Annotated in this window: 1 rRNA gene; it reads left to right on the top strand. The window is 48.8% G+C overall.

What is annotated here, in order from left to right:
* Window positions 1-133 precede the first annotated feature (133 nt).
* Window positions 134-1,710: ribosomal RNA gene (locus IV88_RS08880) — 16S ribosomal RNA — on the top strand.
* Window positions 1,711-1,779: the final 69 nt, after the last annotated feature.

Genomic DNA, 1,779 nt, shown 5'->3' with positions numbered 1-1,779 from the left:
TGTAGACCTTTGAAAACTGAACAAAATTTTGACAATCAATAGTGTAGGGAATTTAAAACAATGGTTTTAAATTAAACATTATGCGAAGTCAATTCGCAAAAACAAACAATTAATGAGCTTAAGTACTCATATCTAATATGAGAGTTTGATCTTGGCTCAGGATGAACGCTGGCGGCGTGCCTAATACATGCAAGTCGAACGCACTTCCGTCGAATGATTTCAAGGTGCTTGCACCGCGAATGAAAATGACATGAAGTGAGTGGCGAACGGGTGAGTAACACGTGGGTAACCTGCCCAGAAGTAGGGGATAACACCTGGAAACAGATGCTAATACCGTATAATAGAGAAAACCGCATGGTTTTCTTTTGAAAGATGGCTCTGCTATCACTTCTGGATGGACCCGCGGCGTATTAGCTAGTTGGTGAGGTAACGGCTCACCAAGGCAGTGATACGTAGCCGACCTGAGAGGGTAATCGGCCACATTGGGACTGAGACACGGCCCAGACTCCTACGGGAGGCAGCAGTAGGGAATCTTCCACAATGGACGAAAGTCTGATGGAGCAACGCCGCGTGAGTGAAGAAGGGTTTCGGCTCGTAAAGCTCTGTTGTTAAAGAAGAACGTGGGTAAGAGTAACTGTTTACCCAGTGACGGTATTTAACCAGAAAGCCACGGCTAACTACGTGCCAGCAGCCGCGGTAATACGTAGGTGGCAAGCGTTATCCGGATTTATTGGGCGTAAAGCGAGCGCAGGCGGTTTCTTAAGTCTAATGTGAAAGCCTTCGGCTCAACCGAAGAAGTGCATTGGAAACTGGGAAACTTGAGTGCAGAAGAGGATAGTGGAACTCCATGTGTAGCGGTGAAATGCGTAGATATATGGAAGAACACCAGTGGCGAAGGCGGCTATCTGGTCTGCAACTGACGCTGAGGCTCGAAAGCATGGGTAGCGAACAGGATTAGATACCCTGGTAGTCCATGCCGTAAACGATGAATGCTAAGTGTTGGAGGGTTTCCGCCCTTCAGTGCTGCAGCTAACGCATTAAGCATTCCGCCTGGGGAGTACGACCGCAAGGTTGAAACTCAAAAGAATTGACGGGGGCCCGCACAAGCGGTGGAGCATGTGGTTTAATTCGAAGCTACGCGAAGAACCTTACCAGGTCTTGACATCTTCTGCCAATCTAAGAGATTAGACGTTCCCTTCGGGGACAGAATGACAGGTGGTGCATGGTTGTCGTCAGCTCGTGTCGTGAGATGTTGGGTTAAGTCCCGCAACGAGCGCAACCCTTATTACTAGTTGCCAGCATTTAGTTGGGCACTCTAGTGAGACTGCCGGTGACAAACCGGAGGAAGGTGGGGACGACGTCAAATCATCATGCCCCTTATGACCTGGGCTACACACGTGCTACAATGGATGGTACAACGAGTTGCGAGACCGCGAGGTTTAGCTAATCTCTTAAAACCATTCTCAGTTCGGATTGTAGGCTGCAACTCGCCTACATGAAGTCGGAATCGCTAGTAATCGCGGATCAGCATGCCGCGGTGAATACGTTCCCGGGCCTTGTACACACCGCCCGTCACACCATGAGAGTTTGTAACACCCAAAGCCGGTGGGGTAACCTTTTAGGAGCTAGCCGTCTAAGGTGGGACAGATGATTAGGGTGAAGTCGTAACAAGGTAGCCGTAGGAGAACCTGCGGCTGGATCACCTCCTTTCTAAGGAAGAAACGGAAACCTACTACTATGTCAAAGTTTTGTTTAGTTTTGAGAGGTCTACTCTCAAAA

This window comes from Pediococcus argentinicus (assembly GCF_001437605.1).
Classification (GTDB): Bacteria; Bacillota; Bacilli; order Lactobacillales; family Lactobacillaceae; genus Pediococcus; species Pediococcus argentinicus.
Note: the sequence above shows the minus strand (reverse complement) of the source record. Positions and strands in the feature narration are given on the sequence as shown.